25 protein-coding genes and 1 riboswitch are annotated in these 21,973 nt (G+C 60.6%); of the genes, 14 read left to right on the forward strand and 11 right to left on the reverse strand.

From position 1 onward, the window contains the following. The first annotated feature begins 555 nt into the window (after positions 1–555). The gene (locus SD70_RS20860; protein WP_041049440.1) at positions 556–1,845 is read left to right on the forward strand and encodes a BaiN/RdsA family NAD(P)/FAD-dependent oxidoreductase; all 1,290 of its coding nucleotides are present in this window, start codon (positions 556–558) and stop codon (positions 1,843–1,845) included. A 110-nt stretch (positions 1,846–1,955) separates the two neighbouring features. Here SD70_RS20860 and SD70_RS20865 read toward each other — a convergent pair whose 3' ends face one another. The 3 genes from SD70_RS20865 to SD70_RS20875 form a co-directional block, all read right to left on the reverse strand. Next, positions 1,956–2,381 carry a hypothetical protein gene (locus tag SD70_RS20865; RefSeq protein ID WP_041049441.1) on the reverse strand — a complete coding sequence of 142 codons (426 nt, stop codon included), beginning with the start codon at positions 2,379–2,381 and terminating at the stop codon, positions 1,956–1,958. A 70-nt stretch (positions 2,382–2,451) separates the two neighbouring features. Continuing rightward, the gene (locus tag SD70_RS20870; RefSeq protein ID WP_041049442.1) at positions 2,452–3,693 is read right to left on the reverse strand and encodes an ABC transporter permease; all 1,242 of its coding nucleotides are present in this window, start codon (positions 3,691–3,693) and stop codon (positions 2,452–2,454) included. A gap of 16 nt (positions 3,694–3,709) precedes the next feature. Continuing rightward, positions 3,710–4,408, reverse strand: coding sequence for an ABC transporter ATP-binding protein (locus SD70_RS20875; RefSeq protein WP_041049490.1), 699 nt, complete (start codon positions 4,406–4,408; stop codon positions 3,710–3,712). Positions 4,409–4,556: 148 nt separating this feature from the next. On the opposite strand from SD70_RS20875, the gene SD70_RS20880 reads away from it, so the two are divergent. From SD70_RS20880 to SD70_RS33740, 3 genes are all read left to right on the forward strand, one after another. Continuing rightward, positions 4,557–5,516, forward strand: coding sequence for an aldolase catalytic domain-containing protein (locus SD70_RS20880; RefSeq protein ID WP_041049443.1), 960 nt, complete (start codon positions 4,557–4,559; stop codon positions 5,514–5,516). Between the two features lie 163 nt (positions 5,517–5,679). After that, on the forward strand, positions 5,680–6,381 hold the full coding sequence (locus SD70_RS20885; RefSeq protein WP_156158121.1) for a response regulator transcription factor: 702 nt from the start codon (positions 5,680–5,682) through the stop codon (positions 6,379–6,381). After that, the gene (locus SD70_RS33740) at positions 6,374–7,636 is read left to right on the forward strand and encodes a sensor histidine kinase (protein WP_052487709.1); all 1,263 of its coding nucleotides are present in this window, start codon (positions 6,374–6,376) and stop codon (positions 7,634–7,636) included. Before SD70_RS20885 ends, SD70_RS33740 begins: the two co-directional genes overlap by 8 nt. A 66-nt stretch (positions 7,637–7,702) precedes the next feature. On the opposite strand, the gene SD70_RS33745 is transcribed toward SD70_RS33740, so the two are convergent. Then, the gene (locus SD70_RS33745; protein WP_052487710.1) at positions 7,703–8,215 is read right to left on the reverse strand and encodes an Hsp20/alpha crystallin family protein; all 513 of its coding nucleotides are present in this window, start codon (positions 8,213–8,215) and stop codon (positions 7,703–7,705) included. A 297-nt stretch (positions 8,216–8,512) separates the two neighbouring features. On the opposite strand from SD70_RS33745, the gene SD70_RS20900 reads away from it, so the two are divergent. From SD70_RS20900 to SD70_RS20930, 6 genes are all read left to right on the forward strand, one after another. After that, positions 8,513–8,743, forward strand: a complete 231-nt coding sequence (locus SD70_RS20900; RefSeq protein ID WP_041049445.1) for a spore germination protein — start codon at positions 8,513–8,515, stop codon at positions 8,741–8,743. Next, positions 8,740–8,946, forward strand: coding sequence for a spore germination protein GerPB (locus tag SD70_RS20905; protein WP_041049446.1), 207 nt, complete (start codon positions 8,740–8,742; stop codon positions 8,944–8,946). Before SD70_RS20900 ends, SD70_RS20905 begins: the two co-directional genes overlap by 4 nt. Before the next feature lie 86 nt (positions 8,947–9,032). Then, a complete protein-coding gene (gene gerPC / locus SD70_RS33750; RefSeq protein ID WP_052487711.1) occupies positions 9,033–9,602 on the forward strand; it encodes a spore germination protein GerPC in 570 nt (189 codons plus the stop codon). Between the two features lie 32 nt (positions 9,603–9,634). Continuing rightward, positions 9,635–9,910 carry a spore germination protein GerPC gene (gerPC, locus tag SD70_RS20920; RefSeq protein WP_041049447.1) on the forward strand — a complete coding sequence of 92 codons (276 nt, stop codon included), beginning with the start codon at positions 9,635–9,637 and terminating at the stop codon, positions 9,908–9,910. Then, a complete protein-coding gene (locus SD70_RS20925; RefSeq protein WP_041049448.1) occupies positions 9,911–10,096 on the forward strand; it encodes a spore gernimation protein GerPD in 186 nt (61 codons plus the stop codon). Then, the gene (locus SD70_RS20930; RefSeq protein ID WP_052487712.1) at positions 10,096–10,536 is read left to right on the forward strand and encodes a spore germination protein GerPE; all 441 of its coding nucleotides are present in this window, start codon (positions 10,096–10,098) and stop codon (positions 10,534–10,536) included. The genes SD70_RS20925 and SD70_RS20930 overlap by 1 nt, the downstream gene beginning before the upstream one ends. 87 nt (positions 10,537–10,623) lie before the next feature. On the opposite strand, the gene SD70_RS20935 is transcribed toward SD70_RS20930, so the two are convergent. Then, the gene (locus SD70_RS20935) at positions 10,624–10,992 is read right to left on the reverse strand and encodes a VOC family protein (RefSeq protein WP_041049449.1); all 369 of its coding nucleotides are present in this window, start codon (positions 10,990–10,992) and stop codon (positions 10,624–10,626) included. Positions 10,993–11,116: 124 nt separating this feature from the next. Here SD70_RS20935 and SD70_RS20940 point away from each other — a divergent pair, with 124 nt between their 5' ends. Further along, positions 11,117–11,839: a TetR/AcrR family transcriptional regulator gene (locus SD70_RS20940; RefSeq protein WP_041049450.1), complete on the forward strand. Its 723-nt coding sequence runs from the start codon at positions 11,117–11,119 to the stop codon at positions 11,837–11,839. A 682-nt stretch (positions 11,840–12,521) separates the two neighbouring features. Here SD70_RS20940 and SD70_RS20945 read toward each other — a convergent pair. The 6 genes from SD70_RS20945 to SD70_RS20970 all read right to left on the reverse strand — a co-directional run bounded on the left by SD70_RS20945 (position 12,522) and on the right by SD70_RS20970 (position 19,410). Then, positions 12,522–12,941, reverse strand: a complete 420-nt coding sequence (locus SD70_RS20945) for an S-layer homology domain-containing protein (RefSeq protein ID WP_231571373.1) — start codon at positions 12,939–12,941, stop codon at positions 12,522–12,524. A 62-nt stretch (positions 12,942–13,003) separates the two neighbouring features. Continuing rightward, positions 13,004–14,164 (reverse strand): glycosyl hydrolase family 18 protein, encoded by a 1,161-nt coding sequence (locus SD70_RS20950; RefSeq protein WP_052487713.1) that lies wholly within the window; start codon positions 14,162–14,164, stop codon positions 13,004–13,006. Positions 14,165–14,352: 188 nt separating this feature from the next. Then, positions 14,353–16,704, reverse strand: a complete 2,352-nt coding sequence (helD, locus tag SD70_RS20955) for an RNA polymerase recycling motor HelD (protein WP_052487714.1) — start codon at positions 16,702–16,704, stop codon at positions 14,353–14,355. A 35-nt stretch (positions 16,705–16,739) separates the two neighbouring features. After that, positions 16,740–17,708: an ABC transporter ATP-binding protein gene (locus SD70_RS20960; RefSeq protein WP_041049452.1), complete on the reverse strand. Its 969-nt coding sequence runs from the start codon at positions 17,706–17,708 to the stop codon at positions 16,740–16,742. A gap of 132 nt (positions 17,709–17,840) precedes the next feature. Further along, complete coding sequence (locus tag SD70_RS20965; protein WP_041049453.1) at positions 17,841–18,626, reverse strand: ABC transporter permease; 786 nt, start codon at positions 18,624–18,626, stop codon at positions 17,841–17,843. A 7-nt stretch (positions 18,627–18,633) separates the two neighbouring features. After that, the gene (locus SD70_RS20970) at positions 18,634–19,410 is read right to left on the reverse strand and encodes an ABC transporter permease (RefSeq protein WP_041049454.1); all 777 of its coding nucleotides are present in this window, start codon (positions 19,408–19,410) and stop codon (positions 18,634–18,636) included. Positions 19,411–19,667: 257 nt separating this feature from the next. Continuing rightward, positions 19,668–19,757: riboswitch (cyclic di-GMP riboswitch) on the forward strand. 112 nt (positions 19,758–19,869) lie between these two features. Between SD70_RS20970 and SD70_RS39350 the strand changes: the two genes are divergently transcribed. The 3 genes from SD70_RS39350 to SD70_RS20980 all read left to right on the forward strand — a co-directional run bounded on the left by SD70_RS39350 (position 19,870) and on the right by SD70_RS20980 (position 21,809). Continuing rightward, entirely contained in the window at positions 19,870–19,992 is a 123-nt protein-coding gene (locus SD70_RS39350) for a hypothetical protein (RefSeq protein WP_269432499.1), read from the forward strand. Between the two features lie 289 nt (positions 19,993–20,281). Then, on the forward strand, positions 20,282–21,193 hold the full coding sequence (gene coaW, locus SD70_RS20975; RefSeq protein WP_041049455.1) for a type II pantothenate kinase: 912 nt from the start codon (positions 20,282–20,284) through the stop codon (positions 21,191–21,193). 142 nt (positions 21,194–21,335) lie between these two features. After that, complete coding sequence (locus SD70_RS20980) at positions 21,336–21,809, forward strand: hypothetical protein (protein WP_041049456.1); 474 nt, start codon at positions 21,336–21,338, stop codon at positions 21,807–21,809. Positions 21,810–21,973 lie beyond the last annotated feature (164 nt).

Raw genomic sequence — 21,973 nt, forward strand, 5'->3', positions numbered from 1 at the left:
TCTCTCGGTTATCTTTCGCCCGATCGATTCGAGGCTCTTTACTACAAAGGCATTAGCTAAATTCCCTTAATGAGTGTCCACTTTCTTGACAGAGGTCCAATAGTTCCGCTATTGCTTGGAAAGAGTGAGGCTGGATAAACCTTAGCGGAACACGGTTCCGTTATTGGCCCGGGACAAAAGAGATTCTCGCCGAAAATGCGCATATAACGTACTGTCGTTCCGCTAATTCCGGGAAATATCCGGGAAATAGACCAATAACGGAACATATTTCCGCTAACCAACCGCAAGGAACTCAGCAACCCGAGGGTGGAAACGCGCGACGCAAGCCGCTACCTTCTCACCCTTATTTTATGCGCCTTTGCAAGCCCCCTCCTTGCGCGATATCCTCTCTCGCCTCCGTAGAAATGACTTGGCGCAAATTCCCGTTCCGTCAGCCGAAACCATGACCAGTGCATCACCGGCCGCTCGGCGGGCCGGTTTTTCTCTCCGCCGGAGATTTTTGCTACAATAGGAGCGTTGATACGGCTACGCAGCATAAACGGGAGCGAAAACGACATGAACCAATACGACGTCATCGTCATCGGCGGAGGCCCGTCCGGGCTGATGGCATGCATTGCGGCCAGCGCCGGGGGAGCGAAGGTGCTGCTCGCGGACAAGGGCGACAAGCTCGGGCGCAAGCTGGGCATCTCCGGCGGCGGGCGCTGCAACGTGACGAACAATAAAGAGCCGCAGGAGCTCATCAAGCATATTCCCGGCAACGGCCGGTTTCTGCACAGCGCTTTGGCGGCGTTTGGCCCGCGCGATATTATCGACTTTTTCGGCGGGCTCGGCATCGCCTTCAAGGAAGAGGACCGCGGACGCATGTTTCCGTTGAGCGACAAGGCGAAGACGGTCGTGGACGCGCTTGTCGCGCAGGTGCGCCGGCAAGGCGTCGATATTCGCACGGACTGCCCGGTACGCGAATTGCTGCTCGGCGACGGCCGCGTCCATGGCATCCGGCTGCGCAGCGGCGAAGAGGTGCGTTCGCGCTGCGTCGTTGTGGCGACGGGCGGCAAATCGGTGCCGCACACCGGATCGACCGGCGACGGCTACGCTTGGGCCAAAGCGGCCGGACATACGATCACCGAACTGTATCCGACCGAGGTGCCGATCACGTCGCGCGATGCGTTCATTTTGGACAAAGAGCTGCAAGGCTTGTCGCTGCGGGGGATCGAGCTGACCGTCTGTAACGACAAAGGCAAGCCGATCGTCACCCATGAGGGCGATATGATTTTTACTCATTTCGGCATATCCGGCCCTGCGGCGCTGCGCTGCAGCCAGTTCGTCGTCAAGGAGCTGAAGCGCAGCGGTGCGGATGCCGTGCGGCTCACCATCGATCTGTTCCCGGACCGAAGCGTAGACGAGGTGGCCGCCGAATCGCTGCAGCTGGCGGGCCAGGAGCCGAAAAAAGCGCTCAAAAACGTGCTGCGCGGCTACGTGCCGGAGCGGCTCATCCCTTTGCTTCTCAAAAAAGCCGGCCTCGACGAAACCGTGACGTTCGACCACATTCCGAAAGGGCCGTGGCAGGAGCTCGCGCGGCTGCTGAAGGCGTTCCCGCTGCGAGCGACCGGCACGCTGTCCATCGAGGAAGCGTTCGTTACCGGCGGCGGCGTCAGCCTGAAGGAGATCGACCCGCGCACGATGCAATCGAAGCTGGCCGAGGGGCTGTTTTTCTGCGGCGAAATTCTCGATGTACACGGCTACACAGGCGGATATAACATTACAGCGGCGTTCTCGACCGGTCACTCGGCCGGCGCGCATGCCGCCGAGCTGGCGCTAGGCGCGGGCCGCGAGGCTGTGCAATAAAGCTCCGGCGGCTCCCGAGCCCGAACGATCCATTCGCACAAAAAGCGTTAACCCGCCGCCTATAGGCAGCGGGTTAAACGCTTTTTGACTTGCTCTTGTCCCCCATCGCCTTACAAATGTACGCCGGGCGAGAAGCCGTCATACGTCTCCTCTGACGGGTCGAATTCGTCATAAAGCGGCGCGGCGGGGGCGTCCGGCGAACCGCCGGCTTCGGTTGCGCCAGGTTGCACATAGCTTTCGCTGAAATCTTCGTTAACGAAATGCGCCGGAATGCGTATCCCTTCATCGAGATCGTACGCCATCTGGTACAGCCGCTCTTCCGGCATCGCTTCGCTGTGCTCGGTCAGGCGGCCGCCGTACGCTTGGGCAATCTCGAGCGCCGACGTCACGTCCTGCCCGTCGACATGAACGTGCAGCATCGTCTTGCCCGTTCCGTCGACGAAACCGGACTTGTAGCCGAGCTCTTGCAGCGTATCCATCGCCAGGAAGGCGGATCGTTCTTGCTCGAATTCGAAAAAAATCGGTTGGTCGCTCATGGCTGGCCGGTATCCTTTCTTCTGCGTATGTCGCTCGGATTCGAGCTTAGGATACGCAGCATTCGCCGCTTCAATACCAAATTGTGGCCACCGCCGCGATGAAGTAGGCGATAGCGAAGCCGGCGGCGGCAAACACGGCCGCTCCGATCCAGCCGCCGACGGCATAGCCGAACGCCGCGCTGACGACGAGAAAGCCGGGCAGCATGAGCAGGTGCGTACATTTGCGCAGCGCACCGATGCGGGTCCGGTCGCGCCAAGGCAGCAGCGCCAGGAACGGCGCCGCAGCGACCTCCTTGCAATATGCTTTCATCCATAGCGAGAGCAAAAACGCGCAGCCGAGCCAAATTGCCGTCCGGACCGGCGCAAACGAGACGGCGCACACCGCGATCGCGGCGGCCGACGTGAACATGGCGTAGAGGCGGAGCATCGTGAAGCTTCGCAGGAACGACTTCAGCAGCACCTCGGACAAGCCGGAGATCGGCGACCGGTAGCGAAACAGCGTCTGCGAGCGGCGGAAGACGAGCGGCGTGCGGCGCGACTGCGGGCGAGGGGCCGCAGCAAAGCCGTTCAGCAGCAAGCCGGCAAGCCGCAGCTTTGCCCGCTGCTCCAGCTCGGCTTCGCGCAGAAACGCGCCCTGCTGCCGCAGACGTGCGCGAGCGAACAGCAGCCACGCGCCTGCCAGCGCGACCAGCGCTGCGGGATAGCCGGTGGCAGGCGCATAGACGGCGAGCAGCGTAGCGGCGATGGTTGCGAGCGCCGAAGCCAAAGCGAGCCCCGCTTGCGCAAGCCATAGGCGCCAGCCGGCCGCTAAGCGCAGCTGAAGCAAGTAGCGGGCCAGCCCGGCGACGAGCCAAAGCGCCCAACCGGCGCCGACGAGGCGCAGCTGCAGCCCGGCGGAAACGGGCATCGCCCGCAGCAGCGGGAGAAGGAGCCCGGCAAGCCCCGCCGCCGCGAGCGTCTGCAGCGCAGCCGAATAGAGCAGGCCGAGCGCCAGCATGCGCCGCGTCCAGCGCCGGTTGGCGCGAACGAACAGCTGATCCGGCTCGAGCACGAAGAAGCGGTACCCGCTGCCTCGCAGCGACAATAAAAAGAACAAGCCGCTCAGCGCTGCCGCAGGCACGAGCGCGAACGAGGCGGGCGGATGACGCCACCAGGCTATATATTGAATGGAGGCGTATACGAGCGCCGGGATCACGATATAAAGAGCAACTGTCCAGTCCACAGCCGCCCGGACGATCCCAGCTTGAAAGCGGGCGTTCGCCCCCGCGCGGTGCAGCCACAGCTTGGCCGGAGTTGTAACGGGTATCGCCATTTCCTTGCAGCTCCCTTCATGCAAGCTCATGAAAGCAGTCGAACAAGGTGCCGTCCGGCAAACCGCTGGCGGCGCGCAAGTCGTCCAGCGTCCCTTGTGCGGCCAATGTGCCGTCCGCAATCAATACGAAACGGTCGCACATCCGCTCGGCGGCATCGAGCACGTGCGTACTCATCAGCACCCCCGCCCCTCTCTCCCGCTCCGCCCGGAGCAGCTCGAGAAACTGCTTCGTTCCGCGCGGATCGAGGCCGACGAACGGCTCGTCCACAATATAAACGTCCGGCTGGTGCAGGAAAGCGAGAATAAGCATCAGCTTTTGCCGCATTCCTTTGGAAAAGCTGCCCGGCAAATGATGGCGCACGTCCTCCATCCGGAACTGCCGCAGCAGCTCTTCCGCCCGCCGGATAAACATGGGCCGCTCCAGTTCGTACACGGCTGCCGCCGTCTCCAAATGCTCCCAAAGCGTCAAATCGTCATACACGACGGGATGTTCAGGAACGTATGCGTAGCTTGGGCGTTCCCCGGCCCATTGCATGCTGCCGCGCATGTGCCTGATCATGCCGAGCATAGCTTTGATCGTCGTGCTTTTCCCGGCCCCGTTATGACCGATGAGGCCGACGAGCTCGCCCTGCCGAAGGCCGAATTCGATATCGCGGATCGCAGGCGAATGCGCCTCATATCCGGCTTCTTCAATGCGTACGTGAAGCAAATTCATGAACAGGTCTCCGATCGTTCTGATTCCGCATGCGACATTCGCCTTTTTACGATACACAATAGAGGAAGCGATTGACAAGGTCCGGCCGATTTTGCCATAATGGTTCCCAAGCAGATCCGCGCCTGAGGCGGGAAAAGGAGAGCAAGCCATGAAACATCACCCTCACAAAATACTCGACTGCACAGTACGCGACGGCGGGCTCGTCAACAACTGGGATTTCAGCGTCCAGTTCGTCAAAGATATGTATTACGGACTTAGCGATGCCGGCGTGGAATACATGGAAGTCGGCTACAAAAACTCCGCCAAGCTGCTCAAGGGAGCAGACTCCGGACCTTGGCGGTTCCTGAACGAATCGTTCCTGAAGGAAGTCATTACGAATAAGACCGGGACGAAGCTGTCCGCGCTCGTGGATATCGGCCGCGTCGACGAGAACGATATTTTGCCGCGCGAGCAGAGCCTGCTCGATCTGATTCGCGTCGCCTGCTACATCAAAGATGTCGACAAAGGACTGGAGCTCGTCCAAAAGTTCAACAGCATGGGCTACGAAACGACGCTGAATATTATGGCGCTGTCGCACGTTATGGACAACGAGCTGACGGAAGCGTTCGAGGAGATTCGGCAAAGTCCTGTCGACGTCGTCTATATCGTCGATTCGTACGGCAGCATGGATTTCAAGGACATCGACTATCTCGTCGCCAAATTCCAGCGCCTTTTGCCGGAAAAAGAGCTCGGCCTGCATATGCACAACAATATGCAGCTGGCTTTCGCCAATACGATCGCCGGCGCAGCCAAAGGCGTCACGTTCCTCGATTCCTCCGTGTACGGCATGGGCCGCGCTGCCGGCAACTGCCCGACGGAGCTGCTTGTCAGCTACCTGAAAAATCCGCGTTACGACGTGCGCCCGGTACTGGACATTATCGAGCGGCACATGATCGCGATGCGGGAGAAGTGGGAATGGGGCTACATCATTCCGTACATGATCGCGGGCGTGCTGGATGAGCATCCGCGCGTCGCCATGGCGCTCCGCGCCTCCGCGGACAAGGACAAGTACGTCGATTTCTACGACCGCCTTACCTCGGTGGAGACTGCCCCGACTTCAAAAGACTAACCAATGTGCTTACCCCCCGGCCTGCTCCGTGCGAGCTCGCCGGTTTTTTTTCGTTCAACGCCTGCTCCCTTGCATGAACAAGCCATAATGCCTTGTCAATTGGCCGTCACATACATTTCCGCCCCGGCGCGAATACTAGAGCCAAATTGCGGGGGGTGGCGTCTTGACTCGCATCTTGCTGATCGAAGATGACGATCTCATTGCAAGGGCTCTCGAGCTTGAGCTCGGCCATGAGGGCTACGAGACGACCCGGGCGAAGGACGGACGGGAAGGGCTGCAGCTGGCCCTGAACGAAAGCTGGGACTTGCTTCTGCTTGACATTTTGCTGCCGGAGCTTAGCGGTCTTGAAGTGCTGCGGCGGCTGCGGCAAGCCGGGCAAACGATGCCCGTCATCATGGTGACCGGCCGGGACGAAGTGCCGGATCGCGTATCCGGGTTCAACCATGGAGCCAACGATTACGTAACGAAGCCGTTCGCGATTGAGGAGCTGCTCGCGCGCATCCGCAATTTGCTGCAGCTTACCGGCAAGGACGAAGACAGCGGCGGGCCGTCGGTGCTGCAATCGGACAGCCTCGAGCTGCAGATGAAGAGCAGGTCCGTGACGAGAGACGGGAAGCCGATCGAACTGACGCCGAAGGAGTTCGATTTGCTTGCCTATCTGCTGAAGCACAAAGGCGAAGTATGTACGCGCGAACAAATTATGGAGGACGTCTGGGGGTACGATTTTGTCGGGGAGACGAATGTCGTGGACGTCTACATCCGGTACTTGCGGCAGAAGATCGACAAAGGGTATCCGCTGAAACTGCTGCAAACGGTGCGCGGCGCCGGGTACATGCTGCGCGAGGAAGCGCCCGGCGATGGCTAGAAGCTTTCTCATATCCGCCCTGCTGTGGCTCGGCATCGTCCTGGCTGGCGTCAGCGCCTATGCCTATTTCAGCTTTCATCAAGTTACTTTGTCAAACGAGACGGACAGCCTGCTCCAGCTTGCAGCCCAAACCGCCCAGCTCCTTAACGACGATCCAAAAGGGGGTCAAGGCTCATCCTTCTGGGGCACCTTGGTCGCTCCGGGAACGCTCGTGCGCTGGGTAGACGCTCAAGGTCAAGTCAATGTGGAGCTTACCTCGGATCCCGACTTGACGTCCCGCCCCGCTTCGTTCCGCAATTTGTCGCGTCCGGCAGTCATCGAGCGCAGCAGCGACCGGGCTTATGTCATGGCCCCCGTCTTCCGGGGGAACAGCCAGACCGGCGTCGTCGAGTTCGGACGACGCTGGACGAAGCTGGCGAGTCAATGGAAACAGTTCGGTTACGGGCTCGCCGGAATGGCGGCAGCGGCGCTGGCGTTAACCGCAAGCGGCTTGGCCGCAGCTGCCCGCCTGAACCGGGAAACGTCGCTGGAGAAGCAAAGACGGTTTCTGGCCGATTTGTTCCATGAGCTGAGAACGCCGCTTACAGTCATCGAAAGCTACGCCGGCATGATGAAGCGGTGGGCCGGCAGCGACGTCAAGCTGCGCGAGGAAGCGACGGAGGTCATCGTCTCCGAAGCCGCCCGCCTGCGGCGCCTTGCCACGCGCCTGCTTTCGCGGGAAGGATGGAGCGGCGTAGACGATCTCCCTCTGCACGCCGTCACGTACGATCTCGCCGGCCAGCTGCGCGGTGTGGCGGAACGAATGTCCGAAGCGTTCGGCAGACCGATTCGCGTCCAAACCGGCGTTTCGGACAACAGACCGCCCGATGTAGACGGAGGCGCAGCGCCGCGGCAAATGGCGCCGCCCCCATCCTTGCGCATTACGGGCGACCGCGAACAGCTCGAGCAAGTGTGGATCATTTTGCTCGACAATGCCATCAAGTACAGCGACGACGTGATCGAGATCGAGCTTTCGGAGCAAGCCGAAGACGCGGAGGTCGTCATCAGGGACTACGGCATCGGCATTCCGCGCCGCGAGCTGCCGTATTTGTTCGACCGCCATTACCGCGGCAGGAGTGCCCGTCTATGGCGGGGCGGGTCCGGACTCGGCCTGTCCATTGCGCACGGCATCGTTCACCGCCACGGCGGCACGATCCGGATCGACAGCATACAGGGCAAAGGAACGTCTGTCACCGTTACGCTGCCGAAGCGGTAGCGGGCTCAAAAGAGATCGGCCCCGATGCGCGATGCGGGCTGATCTCTTTTTTGCTGTCCGAAAAGCCTAATATTCAACGTAGGTGTCAAAGTAGTTGCCCTTTTTCCGCTTCCGCGCATACACTTCGAGCGTCCCTTCGCGGTAGCGTGCCCGCGCCGAGTTGGCGACGACCGGGGCCGGGAGCGAAATGAAGGTCGGCTCGCCGCCGGGAAGGCCAAGCAGCTTGATCCGGTCCGACCGGACCAACACTTGCAGCGCTCGCGGGTTCTCCTTGGGCGGGAGCTTGATTTTGGCGATGATGTCCCGGTGCGTCTCGAACACCTCCGTCGAGATGCGCGGCTTCTCGCTGGTAACCGCCTTGCGCCCGCCGTCCTTACGCGCGAGCCCTCCCATCGCGAGTCCCCCCGGGAGCGCTTTGGACAGGGCGTCGCGGACTATATTTTGCACCCAATCCGGCTGATTCAGGAACTGACCCGCAATGTTTCCGGACGGGTTCATAAAAGACAGCTTGTCGCTGATGAACTTCTCGATCTCGCTCCACATGCCGCCGCCTCCGCGGCTGTTGTTCGCAGCGCTCATGCCGGATTCCCTCCACTTCTTCTCCCAATATATGCGCGTCTGCACGGCGGTGTCACTAAGAAGAACGGCCAAGGCCATGCGTTTCGGTCGCCCCCCCTTTTTCGCCCGGAAACCGACGGAGCAGGCGGAAACGGCTCGGTCCGCTGTTTGGAGACGTGTGCTTTTACCGTAGCGAAAAAAAGCAAGCGCCGCCGAGGGCGAACGAATGGGCAGAAGCCCGCATATACTGACAGCAACAACCGCATCTGACGCTTTGGCGCACGATTTCGATCAGATGACGCAAGGAGAGAGAGCGCGATGCCGGCAATCGTAGGAAATGTGAAAATCATAAGCGTGGGTCCAAGCTCCGTCGTGCATTTCGGCGACTCGATTCTGATCGCTCCGGTGAGCACGACGAAGACGTACGCCGGCGCAGGCTCTTTCAACACCGGCGATTTCCCGCGCGTATTTAACGGCACCAGCACTACGAACGTCTCCGACCAAGACGTCGTAGATTCGTCCCCGGCGAAGGTGGCGACAGTAGCATGAATTTGACGGTTCATCAACAAATTATTATCCAAACGCTCAAGGTCGGTTCCGTTTCGAATTCGTCCGTGTTGCAGATCGGCGCGGCTGGAGTCATCAAGTCGCTGTCCAATTTGTACAATACCGGCGGCTACACCCGTCCTGCCCCGCCTTTGGCCGGGCCGAGCGCGGTATCGCTCGTTCCGCTCCCCGCACCGGCAAGGTAACCCGGCCTAGCCGAACTAACATGAGGCCGTCCCGCCCTGCATAGGCTAAATGAAGAGGATGCTGGCGGCGAGGGGGGAGAGTTGCGATGGAAGCGGGCGGGGAACCGACTTGGCCGGAATATTTTCGCCGGTTGCAGGCCTATTTGCAGTGGCAGACGGAACGCATAACGGAGCTGCAGCGAACAGTCGCATCGCTTCAAATCGAGCTGGCGGCGTTAAAGGAGCAGAAGGGCGTTCGCATCGACCGAATCGAATATAGCTTCGATCAGCTCAAGGTGGAGCGGCTGGACGGCACACTGAATATCGGAATTACCCCCGGCGGGCTCAAATCGATCGAGGAGTTCGCGGTTAACGGACAGTCGACGACGATCGGGGGGGAGAAGCAAGGGCCCCTCGGCGGCGTCGGCCCTTTCCCTTCGGCGGTCGACGGGCAACCGCAAGCGGTGCCGGGAACGCCCGGGATGCCGGCAGCGATGGGGACGCCGGGAACTCCCGGGATGCCGGGGGCGATGGGGACGCCGGGGGCACCGGGAACACCAGGGGGGCCCCCTTGCCCACAGGGGCCGGCTCCTTATCCGGGCGGGATGCAGCCCGGTTTTGCGGGCGAACAGAGGGTGCCGGCGTCAACATCGCAGGCACGCCCGAAGGCGCGGTAGACTGGGTACAGCAGATCGGGCAGCAAGTCAAAATGTTTCTCGACGACGATATAGCTGAAGATTTGCGCCGCTGGGCCGACGAGCGCAAGCTGCCGCTCAGCCCGGAGGAGCAGCGGCTCGTGCTCGACGACCTCCGCGCGCAGCTTGACGACCGGGTGCGGTATTATGCGAAACAGAGCGGCAATAAAGCCGCCGTCGGGCAAACGTTCGAATCGGTCGCGCGCGAAATCATCGAGCGGACGAAGCGGGATATCCGGACGGCGATTGAAACGTATATGGCGGGTTTCCGTCAGGAGGAGGAATCGTAATTGGACTTTTACGTCGAAAATAAAGAGATTGCCGTAGGCGCGATTCGGATCATAGGCGTGTCGGCTTCGGCGGTATTTCTGATCGGCGACACGGAAACGATAATGTGTTCGTCGATTTTTGATACGCCGCCGGAATCGCTCATCATCGGCCGCAGAGCCTCGCTGCCTGCGCCTTCGGGAACATAATGCGGACGTCCGTTGTCGGCAGCCTCAAGGTGTTAGCCGTCATTTTCCAGGCTGTCATCCATGTCGGAGATACGCGATATATCCAGGCGAAAACCAACGCATTCGCCTTGCAGCGGCAAATTGCGGACTTTGAAAAGGACGAATTCCCGCTCGAGCAGTTCCCCATGTTCCGCCGCCCGATCCCCCGGTTGTCGCCCGCTGAAAACGTTCGAATGGTCAAGCGCGATACCGTCCCGTTCATCACCGTAGGAGCCGTGAAAATCAATGCGGCTTCGACGAGCGCCGTCGTGCAAATCGGCTCCAACGTGTGCATCGATCTCGAATCGCGCATCAAGCACATCCGGCAATTTACTCCGCCGGCCGGCGGAGCGGCAGCCGGCGCAGTCGGCGCAGGCGGCATGGCCCCGGTGCCGCTCGCCGCCCCGGGAGCCGGGCGGTAAGTCAGGCGCGCGAATCACCGATTTGCGGCAAGTTTTTCCGTCCAAGCATGATAGCCTCAATGCAAGGGCAATTGCTGCATATAAAGTTTACCTGATAAAACATGTCATCTCAAAAAGGATTCCCCCGAGGGCCGTGAAGTACAGGGTATACCCATCCCTGATTTTCTTCGGCCCTCCATCTGTTGCAATGCCGGCGGTCACAAGTCTATGATAGAACTGGTCGACTTCAGCCGGAGTTTCGACGTAAAATCCGAGGTGAAAGTCTCTAGGGTACGTCTGAACTTCCTCTCCGTCTGCCCGCAGTTTGCTCAAAACAAGGGTGAAACCGTCTCCATCGCTCATTACGGCAATGGCATCCCCCTTCTGGTCAAGCAGTTCAAAGTTGAACTGGTCGCGAAAAAAATCCCTCGCTTCAGACAGATCGTTCACACAAAGATTCAAGTGATTAAGTTTCATATCCATTCTCCTTTTTCGATCTCATGTACGTTTCGCTTCATCTTTTACCTAACACTTATAGATTATTCTAATGGTGTTAGAATTTACTGCTGTGCTATACTTGTCAAGTGAAAGGGTGGTCTGCATGGCTAGAAGACGAACGTATCCCCAGAGCTTCATCCCTGGCCTGGAGGAGGAGACTGCACATATTCCGCTGGATCGGGGCCGAATCATTCAAACGGCGTTACAGGTATTAAACGAGATCGGTCTAAAGGAATTAAGCATGCGGAAAATTGCCGACAAATTGCAGGTGAAAACCGCGTCATTATACTATCATGTCAAAGACAAAGAGCAGCTGATGCAGTTGCTTCTGGATAAAATATGCGGTGAAATGGTTTGGCCGGAGCCGTCGCTCCCTTGGAAAGAACAGATTTTGCAATGGGGGGAGCAGTTTAGAAAGGTTGTTCACTCTCATCGGGATGCGGTAGAGTTGTTCAATTCCAGCCTTGCAATGGGTTATGAGCGTTTGACGCAAATCGAGAAGCTGTACCAATTATTCGTCTCGGCAGGGTTTGCGGATGCCCAGGTTCCTTGGATGGCATCCATGCTGAAAAACTATGTGCTCGGATTTGCGGCCGAAGAACTTCGGCTGAACGCGTTTGCCCAGCAAGACCGTACTTCGAACGAGGAGTTCGGAGAGCAGTACAGCCGGTTTTTCCGCCAATTGCCGAAGGACCTGTTTCCCAATATGATACGTCTTGCCCCTTATACTACAAGTACTGATTGGCGGGAAGAGTTCCATTTTGGACTTCATGTTTTGATAGATGGCTTTTCGATGCGACAGCGCGCCGAACCGCATCGCCAATAACGGCATCGTATGAAGGAGAGCGAAACGGCCTGATGGAGGCGGATCGTTTATTTTGTTGAATGCTTTCGGACGTTATTTCGTGTATTCGAAACGGTCCTTTCTATGTGATAGTTCTGGCCTGAGTGAGAGCGTCGCTGAAAAGAGGGACGCCGGGAACTGTAACGAACATGTTCGTTAAACAGCGCCCGCCGGGGCGTTGTTAAGGTCCTGTTATGCGGATACCGGCTACAGCGAACACAAGTTCCATGCTGTAAGACCAAAATTCTTACTTAGCGCACAATGTGCGCTATTCAACGGTTTACTCCACTTATCTCTGAATCAGCGTCTTAATGGTCTCAAAATAGCGAAAATGGTCTCTGTGCTGGGTCCATACCTTCTCCGCTTCAAGCAAAACACTTCTATCTGTGCAACGGGAGACGCAGAACGTCAGTTGCGCGGCGAAGCACTCTCTGCAAGCCAAAATCCCTCAACCCTAGGAGCTCCGGTAGCAGCGAAAACCCGCGTTCCTGCTTAACAAAATTCGGCCTCTTCAAATAGGCACGCCGAGCCGGGACGTCGCCGCAATGCGGCGACGCAAGCAGGCGCAGCTCCGGGAAGGCGGAGCGAGCGCACTGAGGCACAGTCGCCTTCCGCGCTCGGCCCAAAACAAAGCCCGCCTCGCTCGAAGCGAGGCGGGCTTTCGTCAGTGCGCGGCCGCCGCCGCGAAGCTCGGCGCGAGCCGCACGAGCAGCGCGGCCATCTGCGCGCGCGTGATCGGCGCCTGCGGGCGGAACGTGCCGTCGCCATAGCCGTCGACGACGCCCTGCCCGCTTAGCGCCGCGATGACGGGTGCCGACCAGCGATCAGCCGGCACGTCGCGGAACGGCGGCCTGGCGGCCGCTGCCGCCGTCGGCAGCGCGAGCACGCGGGCCAGCAAGGCGCACAGCTGCTCGCGCGTGAGCGGCTGATCGGGGGCGAACGTATCGGCCGTAATCCCGTCGATATAACCAAGCTGCAAAGCCACGTCGATATCGTGCTCAGCCCAGTGATCGCGCGGCACATCGGCGAACGGGGTTACCGGAGCGGCGGGCGCATCGGACAAGCCGAGCGCGCGCACGATCACGGCGGCCCCCTGCGCCCGCGTCAGCGGAGCCTCGGGGCTGAACACGCCCGGCGCAGTTCCCGTCATCCACCCTTTTGCCGCGGTTGGTTAATGTCGGCTGCCGCCCAATGCCCCATCGTGTCGCGGAATGAGGAGCCGTTCACCCAAAGCGAGTAGTTCGTCCAGGTCGAAGGCGTCTCCTGGCCCAAGCTCCAGCTTCCCGTCCCCTTCAAGCCGTACTTCCCGACAAGCGCCAGCTTCGCCTGCAGCGAGCGGTCGGTTTCGTACCAGATCGTATAAGTCCCCGGCGTCAGGTCGCGCCCTAATATTTTCGTTGCCGGATCGCCGGCATTAACCGTAAACGTCGCCTTCATCGACTGCTGCGTTTCATCGTACGCCGTTGTGCCGTTATAGCGGGCGACGAGCGTATCCGCCATGTTTTCGGTCACGCCTGTGCCGTCAAAGCTCGCATCGCCGTCCTTCCACAACCGCCCGTAAAACGGCACGCCGAGCACCAGCTTGTCCGGCGTCGTCACCCGCAGCGCCGCCTGGATCGACCGCTCGACAAAAGGCAAGCTGGCGACCGGCCCTGGCGTCGGATCTCCCGGGTAGCTTTCGTCGTAAGCCATAAGCATCAAATAGTCGCTGTACTGGGCCAGCTTCTGGTAGTCGTAAGCCGCTTCCCAACTTGTCGCCATGCCTTCCGCAGGCGGCGGCACGGCAACCGACAGCTCGGCCCCGGCCGGCAGCTTGGCCCGCAGCAGGCGGACGAAGTCCGTATACGCATCCCGGTCGGCGCCGGTCACGTTCTCGATATCGATATCGATGCCGTCCAGCCCGAGCCTCGTCACTGCCGCCGCCAAATCGTCGCTCAGCTTGTCCCGCTGCGCCAGCGCGTTCTGCCCCGCAGTCCTGTCCCAATCGTTGGTCAAATACGGAACGACGCGCAGGCCGCGGTCGTGCATTTGCTTCGTGAACGTACCTTCCGCCTGCGCCGTCAGCTTCAGGCTGCCGTCGGCATTCAGCTCGAAATAATTCGGCTTTACGAGCTGCAGCGCCCCGTTCGTAGCGTCAACCTGCTTGACGTAATCGCCCGGAATGCCGAAATAAACGTAGCTCGAATTGATTTTGGCCGCAGCTGTGCCGGATTCGGCATAGACGGCCGGCGCCGGCGCGGCAGCGGATACGCCTGCAGCGGCGAGCAGCAAGGCGGTAAGTGCGAGATGGCGCAGCGGTTTCCTCATTTATGTAGTCCTCCCGACAAAATGTAAACGTTAGCGGGTCGCAACATGCGCGCACTCCCTGTTCCCACTATGCAGGACAACTATCCTTTCCGGCTAGCTGCAAATGTTGGCAGAAAAAATGGCGCCGCTCCCATTGCGCGGGAACAGCGCCATTTTGTATGTGCCGCGGCCTGGCAGCCGTCTGCCTTTCACACTTCCACGCCAGCTCCTCTGTACAGCTCCGTTCCTTGCAGGAACGGCGTCGGCTCGCCGACCGCGTGCAGGTGCAGCCGGTGCAGCGCGCGCGTGCAGACGGTGTAAAACAGCTTGCGCTCCCGTTCGCTGCAGTATACGGCAGCACCGGCGTTGTAGACGACGACGGCGTCGAACTCGAGCCCTTTGGCCAGCGCCGCCGGGAGTACGGCCAAACTCGAGGAGAAGCCGGCCGACTCCTTGGTGACGAGCTGCAAAGGCGGCAGCCCCGCCGCCTCCGCTCCGGCCGCGGCGCGCGCCGCCTGCAGCCGCTCGAACGCCTCGCGCGCCTCAGCCTGCGTCTTGCACAGGACGGCCATCGTGCCGGCGCCGTCCGCGCGCAGCCGCATCACGTCGCGCCACACTTGCAGCGGCAGCTCGGCAGGCGCCGCCGTATAAAGCTGCGGCGGTTCGCCGCCGCGCTCGAACGGCTCGACCGGCTCCCGCTCCGGCAGCACCGCCGCCGCCAAGCCGGCGATCTCGCTTGTGGAGCGGTAGCTTTTCGTCAGCCGGTAGATGCGTGTGCCTTCTTCCTGGAACAGCTCGGCGATGGAGCGGTATTCGCCGCCCCCTTGCGCGTGCTGATAAATGCCCTGGTTCCAGTCGCCGAGAAGCGTAAATTTCGCCCGCGGAAACAGCCGCTTCAAGTAAGAGAACTGGTACGGCGTGTAGTCCTGCGCCTCGTCGATGAGCACGTGGCGGATCGCCGACATCGTTTGCCGCCCCTCGATGCGCCCTTTCAGATCGACGATCGGCGTCGCGTCCTCGTACGGCACGGCGCCGCGCTGCAGCCGCAGCAGCGTATCGCGGCAAATGCCCTCCCACAGCCCGGCAGACGGCCGCAATGGCGCAAGCCGCTCAGGGCCGGTCTGTTCCAGCTTGCTCCACAGCTCGTCGTCTTTGAACAGCCGTGCGTAAAGTTCGCCGAGATCCCAGAACTCGAACCGTTTCGCCTGTTCGATGAGCGGCCCGTAGCGCTTTTTCGCCTGCTTGCGGGCCATCGCCTTCAGCTCGGGCTCCGTGCCGAGGTAGTTCGGCGCTTTCAGCAGCCGCCGGTAATAGCGCTTCGCCGCTTCCTCCTTCAGCTCTTCCAGCTCGGCGGCGAGCCATTCGGAGAGCAGCTCCATCCGCTCCCACATCGGCCGCTCGGTGCGGTGCGCGTAAAACCGTTCGGCGATACGCGAGCCCTCCAGCACGACGCGGTCCTTTACCGTAAAATCGATGAAGCGCATCCCTTCCCGCTCGAGCAGCTTAGCGTACGCCGCAATGGCGTCCGCGAAGGCGGCCGACGACTTGAAGCGGATGCCTGCGCTCCGGACCGCCTGCCGCGGGTCGCCTTCCGGCTCCGTCAGCTGCGCCTCGAGCTGGTCGTACGCGTCTTCCACTTTGGAGGCGGCGGACAGCTCGCGTTCGAGGTGCTCCTGGAACGTCGTCTGCCGCATATTCGCCTCGCCCAGCTCGGGCAGCACGTTCGAGACGTAATCGCTGAACAGCCGGTTCGGCGAAAACAGCACCATATTGTCGCTCGTCAGCACGTTCCGGTACCGGTACAGCAAGTACGCGACGCGCTGCAGCGCCACTGACGTTTTGCCGCTTCCGGCAGCACCTTGCACGATGACGACGCGGCTTTCCGTATCACGGATAATCTCGTTTTGCTCGCTCTGGATCGTCGTGACGATGCTTTTCATTTTGTCGTCGGCGCTTCGTCCGAGCAGCTGCGCGAGCAGGCCGTCGCCGATCCGCAGCCCGGTGTCGAAATAGTCGAGCAGCCTGCCGCCATCGATCAAATATTGGCGCTTCAGCGTCATTTCGCCGCTGATCGTCTCGCCCTTCGGCACTTGGTACGAAGCCGGCCCCGGCGGATAATCGTAAAACATCCCGGCGATCGGCGCCCGCCAGTCGTAGACGAGCAGCTCGTCCGTGTCCGGATCGACGAGCGACATGATGCCGATGTACACGTTCTCGCGCAGCCCCGACTCCGTCTCGGTAAAATCGATCCGCCCGAAATACGGCGCGTCCATGCTCCGCTCCAGCTTCTGCAGCGTATCGTGCGCGTGCAGCAGCGTCCGCTCCTGCTGCCGCAGCACGCCCGCTTGCGCGCGGATGCTGGCCGCCGTCTCCATCAGCTCGTCGTCATATTCGGCGTTCAAGCTCACGTCGTCCCAAAAATCGCGCCGGATTGCGACGACCCGCTCCTTGCGGTCGGACACGAGCTCCTGCAGCTTCTCTCCCAATTGCTCCATGCGCCGGACGATGGCGGAGAGCCTGCTTGCCTCGCGTTCAAAATCGGTCTTCTGGTCTTCCGGCATATCGACTCTCCCTCCTTGCGGCCGTTTTCTTTATTTTAATATATGCGGTGAATAATGTCTTCGAAATCCGGTTCTTCCATATGGACGTCGGCGATGTCGCCCCATGCGCCCGCCGCCCGCAGCACTTCCATCGTGGAAATGAGGCTGCGATTGCATTCAAGCGTCACATAATCGTCGCCGCGTTCCGCAAGCCGGAACGGCTCTTCCCACCTGTCGGGAACCGAGAAGCTGCCGCCGAACGTCACTTTGACCGTAGTCGGAAGCCCGATCCGCTCCCGCAGCGCTTCGATCGAGCCGTCGTAGGCGAGCTCGCCGCGATTGATCACCATCACGCGCCGGCACAGCTGCTCGATATCGTCCATATCGTGCGTCGTCAGCAGCACGGTGACGCCGAAATCGCGATTAAGCGCCTGCAAAAACGTCCGGATCCGCTTTTTCGCCACGACGTCGAGCCCGATCGTCGGCTCGTCGAGGAACAGAACATCGGGCGCATGCAGCAGCGCCGCCGCCAGATCGGCCCGCATCCGCTGGCCAAGCGACAGCTTGCGGACCGGCGTCAGCAAAAACTCGTCCAGCTCCAGCAGCTCCGTTAGGCGCGCCAGCCGCTCCCGTTTGTCCCGATCCGGCACTTTGTACATCGCCGCCAAAATGTCGTACGAATCCCGCACCGGCAAGTCCCACCACAGCTGCGACCTCTGCCCGAACACGGCGCCGATCCGCCGCGCCACATCCGTTCTGTGCTTGTGCGGACTGAGCCCGGCGACGCGCACCTCGCCGCGGGTCGGATGCAGGATGCCTGTCAGCATTTTGATTGTGGTCGATTTGCCCGCCCCGTTCGGCCCGATATACCCGACGAATTCGCCCCGTTCAATCGTAAAGCTGATGTCGCGGACCGCCTCTTTATCGGTGCGCGCCCGCGAGAACAGCGCCCGCGCCGCCGCCCACCGCCCTTCCACAGGCACCGGAACGCGGAACGTCTTGCTGATGTTCGTTACGGATATCATGCGTTGCCTCCCTTTGGATCATTCACCAACGATTGCCATTGGGCTGCTTGATGCCAGCCTGCGGCTCTGTGAGGTAACCCGCCGCAAACCGCCTGGCTAACCGCTCGGCTGCCCGCTGCTGCGGCTCCCCGCTCAGCTGCCGGCGCTCTGGTACCGGCTCAGCCCGAACCGCCAAAACCGCATCGACAGCGCCAGGCATCCGGCCGTAAACAGCGCCGTCGCTGCAAGAATCCATCCGCCCAGCTCGCCGCGCACAACGTATAAGGACGGAATATAGTTGGCGAAGCCGACCGGGATCGCCGTACAGAGCACGTAGCGCAGCCATTTGGGGTATAGCGACAACGGGTATTGCGCTGCGAAGCGCGCCGAATCTTCGGTAATGACTTGCAACTCGCGGATGCGCGTAATCCAGAAGCCGGCGGTTGCCGTCGCGAGGCCGATCGCAAAGCAAATGATGGCGCCGCACAGGACGACGAACAGCGTCTGCGGCACGGCGAGCCAGCTCGTCTGCCCGCTGCCGATCAGTACGCTCAGGCTGATCGCGAGCATGACGGCGCTTTGCAGGAACTCGGCGACGTAAATGGTGACGTTCTGGGCCATGAGCGCCAGCAGCACCGGGACAGGCCGCGTGAGCATCTGGTCGAGGTCGCCGCTGACGAGATATTTTTCCAAATGGTGCACGTCCGACGCCACGGTACGGTACAGCGTTTTGCTGAGCAGTATGGCGCCGTACAAATACGCCACTTCGTACGTGCTCCAGCCTTGCACGCTGCCGAAGCGGCTTAGCACGACGGCGATGAGCGAGAACTCGACGACATTAACAACCGCGGCCATCAGCGTCCCGAAGACGAAGTTGAACGGGTGCTGCATGCGGCTGCGAAAGCTGGCAATGACGAGCATGCGGTACATGCGAAGCATCGGCGGGCTACCCTCCTTGTATTTCGAGCTTGCGCCGGGCGAGCCGCGTCGCGCCGAGGCAAAGCGCCGTCAGCAGCGCCCCCCACAAGGCGGAACCGATAATCGGCTGCGGCCCTTCCAGCCCCATAAACAAGCGCGTCGTATGGTACTGTATGAACGGGTACGGCGTCGCCGCGCTGACGTGCCGAAGCCAACCGGGCAGCCATTCGAGCGGAATGAAGAAACCGGAAAGCAGCAGATGGCAGGCGTAATTGACCCAAAAGAGCCAGCGCGATTCGGTCGTCCATAGTGCGGCAATGCCGATGAGATACTGCAGGCAGATGGCGAGATAAGCGGAGCATAGCAAGCTGAGTGCGGTCCAGCCGTAGACGGCCGGGTGAGACGGAAGCGGAAGCCGAAAGAAGAGGAAGTAGAAAATGAACAGAGGTACCGATTTATAAAGCGCCTGATAGGCGATGTTCCCTACCTCCCGGCTTACCGTTTGGTAGAAGAGCGGCGTCGGCCGCATGAGCTCGAGCGAGATGTGGCCGGTGCGGACGCTTTGCTCGAGGCCGAGCCCGTTCGTCAGGAAGAGCACGATATGCAGCACCGACTGGTTGAAGGCGACGTAGGCGACCATGCCTTGCGGGCCGTAGCTGCCAAGCGGCGAAGCGGCGCCGATGCCGGCCCATATGGAGGCGTAGACGAAGCCGAAAACGAGGCTGCCGATATTTTGAAGCAGGTGGGCCATCCGGTATTGCAGGTTGCGTTTGAACGACTTGCGCGCCAGTACGGCGAACAGCATTGAACCCCTCCCCGCATGGAACTATTTTCCGTTTCCCGAAAAAAAGAGAGCGTTTTTAATCATACTAAAACGTGGCTGGTCATGCAACAGTTTTTTTGGGCAGCTTGCATGTGTCAGACTTACAAAATTTCCATTAAATCTACAAATAGGAATCGAGTCCTAGTTGCACAATTCGACAAAACAGGCGTTAAGGAGCATGTGTGGTACTGCGGAAGCGCTTATAATGATCATAAAGAACCGCAACACCTCCTTCTGCGTCCCGATAAAGGCAAACCCGGCGAAAGCGGCGACGCAAAGCTACAGGGGCTTCGCCGTTAACGTTAGCGGCATGCCAGCCAGCTGCCGAAAGATTTTAGAGGGATAACCGGAGGTAATCGGCTGGGCGCTGCCCGGCTCGGTTGCCTTTTGTCGTTGGAGGCCAGCCTGGCGGTTGTCTTTTAGACAAAGGAGGCTTGCCGCATGAAAAGAACGTCCGTCCGCATCGCCGCATTGATGGCCGCGATTATGGCTGCCATGCTGCTGTCCGCCGCATCCGGCGATGCGGCTCCCCCCGCCCGACCGCCGAAACGGCGGAACCGGTGACGCGCGCGGTTACCGCCGGCCGGGTGACGCATACGCCGTTTTCGGTCGTATCCCCGTTTGCCCGTTCGACACGTTTTGCGTTTCCTTAGCGAAATCTGCTTATTCTCAGCCGATGGACAGCCGCAGCGCATACTTTCTCATGTAACCTAAGCTTCCCTTCATCCGGTCTCGCTTGCGCGAACTGGAGGGGAAGCTTTTTTTTGCGAATTGCTTTGGCAACGATGCCGATTCGTTGTATGATTACGAGAAACGCTGTCGGGTGTAAGATAGCTAGGGGGAACCGAATCGCATGAACGACACGACGCTGCGGATCGGCATCGACGCCGGAGGCACGCTGACGAAAATCGCAGCGCGCCGCCCGGACGGCCAGTTCCGCTTTTTAAAATTTCCGTCCGCTGACGCCGGGCGGATCGTCGCTTGGCTTGCTGCGGAAGCGCCGGGAGCGGCGCTCGCCTTTACCGGCGGCAAAGCCGGCAATCTGCAAGCTCTCGCCTCAGACCGCATGCCTGCGGATGCGGCGCATATGCGCGCCGCCGTTACGGTGCCCGAATTTGACGCGACGTGCGCCGGTGCGCGCTGGCTGCTCGGACGGGACGAGCGGAACCTCGATTCGTTTCTGCTGACGAATGTCGGCACGGGTACTTCGATTCATTACGTTACGCCGGACGGGCACGAGCGGGTTGGCGGTACCGGCGTCGGAGGCGGTACGATACTGGGGCTTGCCGCGCTGCTCGGCGGCATCGGTGCTGGCCTCCGCAGTGGCGGCGGGGATAGCGCCGTTGCAGAGGCTGGCCTTGCGGAAAAGCTCGATTATGCCGGCTTGGTGGCGCTAGCCAGGAAAGGAGACCGGGCGCGCGTCGACTTGAAGGTGTCGCATATTTACGCCGGAGTCACCCCGCCGATACCGGGCGACTTGACGGCCAGCAACTTCGGCCATGTCGCAAACCAGACCGAGCCGATCGGGCTTGCAGACGCTCTCGCCTCCGTCATCGGGCTCGTCGGCGAGACGGTAACGACCGTCAGCGTCCACGCCGCCCGCGAACTCGGCACTGCGGACATCGTGTACATCGGCTCGACTTTTCTCGGCAATACGTTGCTCGCCGAAATCGTCAACCGCTACACCAAGCTGCGCGGAGGGCGGCCGTATGTGCTGCCAGACGGCGAATACAGCGGCGCCGTAGGCGCTCTGCTGGCGCTTTAGGAGAGCTGCGGCGGTCGAAAAAGGCGCCGGTCTGGGCTGTATCGATTCGACGCCGCCCTGTTCATACATGTTCAGTAACAAAATAGGCCTCCTCTCCGTCAGTAACGGTACAAACCTACTGTACGGATAGGAGGCTTTTGCCGTGATTGCAAGGCTAAGATCGATATCTTGCCGGCGCGCGCTGACGTGGCTGTTTGCCGTCGCCCTGCTCTTGGCCGCATGCTTCGCCGCAGCCTCGGGCTCCAGAGAGAGTCGGGTTTATGCGCCTGTTGCCGTGGAGCAGGCTATCGCGAGCGAAGGAGCCCGGCTCGTACCGCTTCCTCCGGCGGATACCGAGCCGAAAATTCGCGCCGTTACGCCCCGGCGTTACTTGATCGGCGCCGTGCCCAACGATTCGGCGCAGCGGGAAACGATTGCGATTTACGCCTTTCCCACCGAAGCGGAACGCTTGAAGGGCGAGGCGGAGCTGAGCGCCTCACTGGCCGCAAGCGGCGGATTGCCTCCCGCCCTGTTCGGTCGCGGCAATATTTTGATCCTGTACAGACCGCTTGCCATCATCAATCAAACCGGTACCCAGTACGGCGATCTGCTGCGCAGCGCCCTCGCGTCGTTGTGAGCGGAGTGACGGTAGCGGCACAATGACGGGTAAATAGCGCCACATTCGTCAACCGGCGCTGCTGAAACAGTGGGAAAAGTCAATTTTGGGACTGCAACGTCACACGGTTCTGCTTAGCAGGAGGTTTTTAGTTTGTTGAGAAAACCCTGCTTTCGACGGAGACA

The organism is Gordoniibacillus kamchatkensis (assembly GCF_000829455.1).
Lineage (GTDB): Bacteria > Bacillota > Bacilli > Paenibacillales > NBRC-103111 > Gordoniibacillus > Gordoniibacillus kamchatkensis.